The sequence below is a fragment of the Arthrobacter sp. SPG23 genome, from assembly GCF_000876655.1.
Classification (GTDB): Bacteria; Actinomycetota; Actinomycetes; order Actinomycetales; family Micrococcaceae; genus Arthrobacter.
In genome coordinates this window covers 69,285-77,358 of record NZ_JYCN01000019.1, presented here as the reverse complement: position 1 = coordinate 77,358, position 8,074 = coordinate 69,285, and the positions used below count along the sequence as shown (strand labels likewise).

The window sequence follows — 8,074 nt, the reverse complement described above, 5'->3', positions numbered from 1 at the left end:
GACGGGGCACCCGACGGATGAACCGACGGACGAGCCGACGGGGCACCCGACGGATGAACCGACGGACGAGCCGACGGGGCACCCCACGGAAACTCCGACGGGGCACCCCACGGAAACTCCGACGGAGCGCCCCACGGAAACCCCGACGGAATCGCCCACCGCAACGCCAACGGGACAGCCGACGACTCCTCCGGCTACCACTCCGCCACCCGTCGCGGTGACCCCGGTTGCGTCGACGCCGGTGGGGGCTGCGGCAGCTTCCGTTCCGGCAGCGAGCAACGCCGGCTACAACGTCCAGACGGCCGTTGGCAGCTCCGGTAGCGGAATCCCTGCCTGGCTGGCCATTCTGACGGGCCTCTTTACCGCGGCAGGTGCCTGGGTGCTCGTAAAGAGCGGCCTGCGGTCCCGCGGCGCACACAGCTAGACAAACAAAGCCGGGGCGGGTGCCGTGACGTTACGGCACCCGCCCTCCGGTTAGCACAAGGTCTCAACCTCTCCAGGAGCCCCGCATGGTCTGTCACGTCCGGAAGCTGAACCGGCCGAAGCATGCCGTCCGCATCCACGGCCTGATTCTCAGCCTCAGGGACCTCACGGTGCTGGTGGTCTGCGTCGCGGGGATTCTTGGAGCCTGGCTGGCCTACGGCTTGACCGGTGCCGCCAGCCACGGCGCACCTGCAACCGGGCAATCGGAGGCAACGGTCCTGTCGGAGCGCTTGCCGGATCCGCTGGCGCCGCCCGTTGTGCCGGGGTCCGACGCCGCGGCATCGGACCCGGTTGCGCTGCCCGCCGTGCCGCTGGCTGTCGGCGGGTTGCCAGCCGCTTCCGCCCCGGCGCAGCCCGTGGCACAATCTGCCTCTCCCTATCCCGCTGCTTCGGCCCCGCAACGCATCACCTATCCGGCCGCCGGCATGGATGTTGTGGTGCACCCCCTGGACCCCGCCGCCGCAGATGCAGACAGCCACAGCATCGTCCCGCCGGAGACCATGGACGGTTACTGGCTGACGCCCTTCGGGACACCGGGGGCCGGTTCGGCCAACACCAGCTATGTCATCGGCCACAGCTGGGAAGGGCTGGATGCGCCGTTCAACCACTTGAGTTCAGCCGCCGCAGCCGGGGATGAGCTGACCGTCACCACGTCGGCCGGCACCATGACCTACAGGGTTGACTCAGTCACCACCTACACAAAGTCCACGCTGAAGGACAGTCCTATCTGGGAGGTGGTACCCAACAGGCTGGTCCTTATCAGCTGCTACACCGGGGATCTGTGGGGAAAGAACGTAACGGTCGTGGCGTCACCCGTGCGGGCACGCTGATGGCCACCGCCGCTTAGCGGCGTGTTCGAATACTGAGACAACTTGACCATCATGTGGATGGCTTGGCTACCCTGAAAACATGAGCGCATCCACGATTAATCTTGCTGTCATTCCCGGCGACGGCATCGGCCCCGAGGTCATCGCCGAAGCCTTGAAGGTACTGGAGAAGGTTGTGGCCGCTGAAGGCGTCACCCTGGACCAGACCCACTACAAGCTGGGAGCCCAGCATTGGCTCGAGACGGGTGAGACACTTCCGGAGGAAGTCCTTGACGATCTCCGGACGCGGGACGCCATCCTGTTCGGCGCCGTCGGTGCGGCCCCCGGCGACACCCGGATCCCGTCCGGCATCATTGAACGCGAGATGCTGCTGAAGCTCCGCTTCAGCCTTGACCACTTCGTCAACCTGCGCCCGTCGCGCCTTTTCGGCAGCGTAGGCAGCCCGCTGGCCAATCCCGGCAAGATCGACTTCATCGTGGTCCGGGAAGGCACCGAAGGTCCGTACGTCGGCAATGGCGGCACACTGCGTGCCGGGACCAAGCACGAGGTTGCCACCGAGGTTTCGCTGAACACTGCCCACGGCGTGGAACGGGTTGTCCGCGACGCGTTCCGCCGCGCCAGCGAGCGTCCGCGCAAGCACGTCACACTGGTGCACAAGCACAACGTGCTTGTTTATGCCGGCCACTTGTGGAAGCGGACCGTTGAAGCGGTGGCGCAGGAATTCCCGGATGTGACCCACGACTACCTGCACATCGACGCTGCAACCATCTTCATGGTCACCGACCCCGCACGCTTCGATGTCATCGTCACGGACAACCTGTTCGGCGACATCATCACCGACCTCGCCGCTGCCATCACCGGCGGCATCGGCCTGGCGGCATCGGGCAACATCAACATGGAACGCACCGCCCCGTCCATGTTCGAACCCGTGCACGGATCCGCCCCCGACATCGCAGGCCAGCAAAAAGCTGATCCGACGGCGGCAATCCTGTCGGCGGCCCTGCTGCTGGACCACCTCGGCTATGCGGATGCAGCAAAGAAGATCGAGGCCGCAGTCATTGCCGACGTCGAAAGCCGCGATGGCCGGGAGCGCACCACCAGCGCGATCGGCGACGCAATCGCCGCCGCCCTGTAGGGTCCCGCATCGGGCGTAAGCTTGTCTCGAATCACCAATAATGCTGCCGTGGTCCGACGCTGAACCACGTTCACACACCAGGCAGCCGACCGTGGAGGAACCATGACTCAGACTGCCCATGGCGTCGAATTCACCCATCAGCCCTCGGTAACCCCGAAGTCTGCTGAAGAGCGTGCAGCCATCCTGGCGAACCCGGGTTTCGGCAACTATTTCACCGACCACACTGCGATCGTCGACTACAGCGTCGACGAGAACGGCAAGGGCGGTTGGCATGACGCGCGCATTGAGGCATACGGTCCCATCTCGCTTGACCCGTCGGCGGCTGTGCTGCATTACGGCCAGGAGATCTTTGAGGGGCTCAAGGCCTACCGCCACGCCGACGGCTCGGTCTGGACGTTCCGCCCGGAGGCAAACGCCGCCCGCTTGAACAAGTCCGCCCGCAGGCTGGCGCTGCCGGAACTTCCGGAAGAGTATTTCCTCGGTGCCATCCGCGAACTGGTGCAGGCCGACCGGGAGTGGGTTCCGGCCGGGGACGGAGAGGCCCTTTACCTGCGCCCGTTCATGATCGCCACCGAGGCCTTCCTCGGCGTGCGTGCGGCCCGGGAAGTCTCCTTCCGCGTCATCGCGTCCCCTGCCGGCAACTACTTCGGCGGCGAGCTGAAGCCCGTGTCGATCTGGATCTCCCGTGAGTACGCCCGCGCAGGCCGCGGCGGCACCGGGGCGGCGAAGTGCGGCGGCAACTACGCGGCATCCCTGATCGCCCAGCAGGAGGCCGAAGCCCATGGCTGCAAGCAGGTCCTCTTCCTGGACCAGTTCAATGACAACGCTGTTGAGGAACTCGGCGGCATGAACGTGTTCTTCGTGATGAAGGACGGCTCGCTGGTCACGCCCGCCCTGACCGGAACCATCCTGGAGGGCGTCACCCGGATGTCCGTCATGCAGGTGGCCAAGGACATGGGCCGTACCGTCACCGAGCGCAAGATCACCCTCGACGAATGGCGCGACGGCGTTGCGTCGGGCGAGATCACCGAGGTCTTCGCCTGCGGGACGGCGGCCGTGATCACCCCGATCGGCGTCCTCAAGGACGCCACGGAGTTCATCGGTTCCGAGGATGCCAAGGCAGGGGAGACCACCATGGCCATCCGCGAGCAGCTCCTTGGGATCCAGACCGGGACCGTGCCTGACACGCACGGCTGGCTGACCCGGCTCGCCTAGGCGTTCGCGACCCAGTTCAAGGCAACCTTCGACGGCGGCACGCACCTTCCGGTGCGGGGCCGCCGTCGTGGTTGATGGCCAAGGAAGCTGCAGCCAGACAAGCACGGCCCGGCCGGCGGACCAGCGTCGAAGGGCCGGAAGGCCCTGGCCGATTCCGGGACGCAGCGGCGCCGCCGCCGGACGGGCGCTGTTGCTCTTCACGAGCCTGGGCCATGTACTGCTGGGCATAATTTTGGTGCTGTCGGAGCGGCGGCTGTGGGCGAGCGCCATTGCCGAAGCCCTGCTGCCGGCAGTCATTGCGGTACTGCTGCTCGCGACATGACCGCTCGTGCGACTGCGGCTTCGGTGGGAAGATGGAACTGTGATCCCGGACGACCCCCGCGCCATCGTGCGCAGCACCACGCTGACCCGCTTCAGGCTGGCCCCCAACCCGGGGCCGATGAGCCTGCACGGGACCAACTCCTATGTGATTGCGGCCCCCGGTGTGGCCGGGACTGTTGTGGTGGATCCTGGCCCGCTGGATGAGCCGCACCTGCAGGAGCTGGCACGGGCAGGCGCCGTCGAGCTGATCCTGCTTACGCACCGGCACGCGGACCACACTGCCGCCGCCGCCAGGTTTGCCGAATTGACCGGAGCCCCCGTGCGCGCCAAGGACCCCGCGCACTGCCACGGAGGAATCCCGCTGGCGGACGGTGAAGTCATCCACGCCGCCGGGGCCGAGATCCGCGTGCTGGCAACACCCGGCCACACATCCGACTCGGTCTGCTTCCATCTGCCCGGGGACGGTGCCCGGGGCTCGGTCCTCACCGGCGACACGATCCTGGGCCTCGGAACCACGGTATTGGACTATCCCGACGGCACCCTGGGTGACTACCTGGCGTCGCTGGACCGGCTGGAACGCCTGGGCCCTGCGACCGTCCTCCCGGCCCATGGACCCATGCTTCCTGCCCTGGATACGGTGGTCCGCGCCTACCGGGACCACCGCGAGGACCGCCTCGGGCAGATTCGCGCGGCCCTTGAGAGCCTTGGCGCCGGCGCCGAGGTGGCTGAGGTGGCCGACGCCGTGTACGCCGCCGTCGATCCGGCCGTGCGGCCCGCAGCGGAACTCTCCGTGGCTGCCCAGCTCCAGTACCTGCGCCTGGGCAGCAGCACCACCACAACGCCTCCGGGTCAGTGACTTGGCAGGTGCCGGCACACGCCGCCCGGCCTGCCGCGTAGTCCGGCGCGCGCGCCGGAGACGGTACGCTTGGAGCCATGCGTATCGCCCGGTTTGTAGCTGATTCTGATCCCCTTTACGGCGTTGTCGAAGGCGAGCCCGGCAGTGAGGAAGTCACTGTCATCAAGGGTGACCCATTCTTCAACGGCGTTGAACGCAGCACCGTCAAGTACAAGCTTGAGGACGTCAGGCTGCTCGCACCCATCATTCCGCGGAGCAAAGTGGTGGGCGTCGGACGCAATTTCGTTGAGCACGCCAAGGAGCTTGGCAACGAAGTGCCGCAGCAACCATTGCTGTTCCTGAAGCCCAACACGTCGGTGGTGGGGCCCAATGATCCCATCGTGCTGCCGGAGTTCTCCGAGGAGGTTTCCTTCGAGGCCGAGCTGTGCGTGGTCATCGGACGGATCTGCAAGGACGTACCAGAGGACCGCGTTGACGACGTCATCTTCGGCTACACCTGCGGCAACGACCTGACCGCCCGGGATGTCCAGAAGACCGACCTGCAGTGGGCCCGGGCCAAGGGCTTTGACACCTCGGCGCCCCTGGGGCCGTGGATCGAGACTGAACTGGACACCGACGACCTCCGGATCCAGGGCTGGCTGAACGGTGAACTTCGCCAGGACGGCAGCACGAGCCAGATGATCCGGGGTGTCCGTGAGCTCGTCGCCGTCGTGTCGCAGGCCTTCACGCTGCTTCCCGGCGACGTGATCATGACCGGCACGCCCGCCGGCGTGGGCCTGGTTTCAGCCGGCGACCGTTTCGACGTGGAAATCGAAGGCATCGGCCGGCTCTCCAATCCGGTCGTACGGCGGTAGCCCCAAACCGCACCGAAGCCAGGACAGCCGCCCCGGGATACCCGGGGCGGCTGTTCGTCTCCGCGGCGAAGTTGAGGGCGAGGCCGAGCCGCCGGGCAGGCGGTAAAGTTGGAGTCACTATGACTACTCCTTCTGTGTCCAACGCTGTCTCCAGTCCTGCCGTCACCGCCGAAACCCCGGTCCGGGTGCGGTTCTGCCCGTCGCCCACCGGCACCCCGCACGTGGGCCTGATCCGTACGGCGCTGTTTAACTGGGCGTACGCCCGGCACACGCAGGGGACCTTTGTGTTCCGCATCGAGGACACGGATGCGGCGCGGGACTCGGAGGAGAGCTACGAGCAGCTGCTCGAGGCCCTGAAGTGGCTGGGCATCTCGTGGGAAGAGGGCGTGGAAACGGGCGGACCGCACGAGCCGTACCGCCAGTCACAGCGTCTTGACCTCTATAAGGACGTGGTTGCCAAGCTGCTGGAAGCCGGCTACGCCTACGAGTGCTACTCCTCGCCGGAGGAAGTCGAGGCCCGCCACCGTGCCGCCGGCCGCGACCCCAAGCTTGGTTACGACAACTTCGACCGCGACCTCAGTGCCGAGCAGGTTGCCGCGTTCAAGGCGGAGGGCCGCGAACCGGTACTCCGTGTCCGCATGCCTGATGAGGACGTCACCTTCACCGACATGGTCCGCGGTGAAATCACCTTCAAGGCCGGAAGCATCCCCGACTACGTCATTGTCCGCGCCGACGGCTCCCCGCTCTATACGCTGGTGAACCCCGTGGACGACGCCCTGATGGGGATCACCCACGTGCTGCGCGGCGAGGACCTGCTGTCCTCCACCCCCCGCCAGGTGGTGCTGATCCGCGCCCTGATGGAGATCGGCGTCGCAAGCTACATGCCGGTGTTCGGCCACCTTCCCTACGTCATGGGCGAGGGCAACAAGAAGCTGTCAAAGCGCGATCCGCAGTCCAACTTGTTCCTCCTCCGCGACCGCGGGTTCATCCCCGAGGGCCTGCTCAACTACCTCTCGCTGCTGGGATGGAGCCTGTCCGCCGACGAAGACATCTTCACGGTGGAACAGCTGATCGAGCACTTCGACGTCCACGACGTCCTGGCCAACCCGGCTCGCTTTGACATTAAGAAGGCCGAAGCGATCAACGGCACCCACATCAGGATGCTGGACGCTGACGACTTCAGGGGCCGCCTGGTTCCGTACCTCCGTGCAGCCAACCTGGTGGGGGAGACCCTGAGCCCCCGCGAAGAGGAGATCCTTGCCGAGGCCGCGCCGCTGATCCAGGAACGCATCGCCCTGCTGGGCGAGGCACCGGAGATGATTTCCTTCCTGTTCAAGAACGACGACGCCATCGACGTCGCGGATGACGCCCGCAAGGGACTTCCGGAAAACCTCACCGAGGTCCTGGACGCCGCGACCGCAGCACTGGACGCCGTTGCCGACTGGAATGCCGAGAGCATCCAGGCGGCGCTGAAGAAGGCACTCGTGGAGGATCTGGGCATCAAGCCGAGGCTGGCCTTCGGTCCGGTCCGGACGGCCATCTCGGGGCGCCGGATTTCCCCGCCGCTCTTTGAATCCATGGTCATCCTGGGCAAGGCTTCCTCACTGGCCCGCCTGCACGCCTTCCGCGGCTGATGACTGCCATGCGCGGCGACGGCGGCCGTGTCCTGCACACGGGCTTCGGCGTGATCCGGGGTGTCCTGTTCGATATTGACGACACCCTGGTGGACCTTGAGTACGCCATGACCACGGCGCTGCGTGATGTCAGCGAACATCTCCTGCCCGGCCTGGACCAGGCCGGGTGGGAGAAGTTCGGGCGCATCTTCACGCACGAAACCACACATTTCTACGACCGCTACCTGGCCGGCGAGCTGACCTTCAACGAGCAGAGGCTGCTCCGGGGACGGGCTGCCCTGGGACACTTCGGAGTGGAACTGGAAGACGGCGAAGAGTCCCATGCCTGGGTTACGTCCTATGCGGCCCTGCAGCACGGCTACGTCCGTGCGTTCGAGGACGTGGCCCCGGTCCTGGATGCCCTCGACGCGGCAGGAATTCCCTACGGTGCGGTCAGCAACAATGTGCACGACTACCAGAGGGTGAAGCTGGATACCGCGGGCCTGCAACGGATCACGGTGCTGGTGGGAACGGACACCGTGGGCGTTCCCAAACCTGATCCGGCCATTTACCTCGAGGGCGTCCGCCTCCTGGGCAGCAGTGCCGCTGAGACGCTCTATGTGGGAGACAACCGCCTGCTGGATGCGGAAGGTTCGACGGCGGCCGGCCTGCTGGGCGTCTGGCTGAACCGCAGCGGGGAAACGGAGTCGGCGTTTTCCGGCCACCAGGTGGGTTCACTCGTGGATTTGCTGGGGTAGCAGCGCCCGCCG

General features: G+C 66.3%; 8 protein-coding genes and 1 pseudogene. All 9 read left to right on the top strand.

What is annotated here, in order from left to right; all coding sequences use genetic code 11:
* Positions 1-424, top strand: a pseudogene (locus TV39_RS22395) (PT domain-containing protein); the annotation flags it as partial.
* 85 nt (positions 425-509) lie between these two features.
* A complete protein-coding gene (locus TV39_RS13125) occupies positions 510-1,313 on the top strand; it encodes a class F sortase (protein ID WP_043482426.1) in 804 nt (267 codons plus the stop codon).
* A gap of 79 nt (positions 1,314-1,392) precedes the next feature.
* Entirely contained in the window at positions 1,393-2,445 is a 1,053-nt protein-coding gene (locus tag TV39_RS13120; protein WP_043482424.1) for a 3-isopropylmalate dehydrogenase, read from the top strand.
* A gap of 102 nt (positions 2,446-2,547) precedes the next feature.
* Positions 2,548-3,660: a branched-chain amino acid aminotransferase gene (locus TV39_RS13115; protein ID WP_043482422.1), complete on the top strand. Its 1,113-nt coding sequence runs from the start codon at positions 2,548-2,550 to the stop codon at positions 3,658-3,660.
* 67 nt (positions 3,661-3,727) lie between these two features.
* Positions 3,728-3,982 (top strand): hypothetical protein, encoded by a 255-nt coding sequence (locus TV39_RS22120; protein ID WP_144406412.1) that lies wholly within the window; start codon positions 3,728-3,730, stop codon positions 3,980-3,982.
* Positions 3,983-4,021: 39 nt separating this feature from the next.
* On the top strand, positions 4,022-4,837 hold the full coding sequence (locus TV39_RS13110; RefSeq protein WP_043482420.1) for an MBL fold metallo-hydrolase: 816 nt from the start codon (positions 4,022-4,024) through the stop codon (positions 4,835-4,837).
* Positions 4,838-4,914: 77 nt separating this feature from the next.
* Positions 4,915-5,691 (top strand): fumarylacetoacetate hydrolase family protein, encoded by a 777-nt coding sequence (locus tag TV39_RS13105; protein WP_043482418.1) that lies wholly within the window; start codon positions 4,915-4,917, stop codon positions 5,689-5,691.
* 119 nt (positions 5,692-5,810) lie between these two features.
* On the top strand, positions 5,811-7,325 hold the full coding sequence (gltX, locus tag TV39_RS13100; protein WP_043482416.1) for a glutamate--tRNA ligase: 1,515 nt from the start codon (positions 5,811-5,813) through the stop codon (positions 7,323-7,325).
* Positions 7,325-8,062 (top strand): HAD family hydrolase, encoded by a 738-nt coding sequence (locus TV39_RS13095; RefSeq protein WP_043482414.1) that lies wholly within the window; start codon positions 7,325-7,327, stop codon positions 8,060-8,062. Before gltX ends, TV39_RS13095 begins: the two co-directional genes overlap by 1 nt.
* The last annotated feature ends 12 nt before the right edge of the window (positions 8,063-8,074 follow it).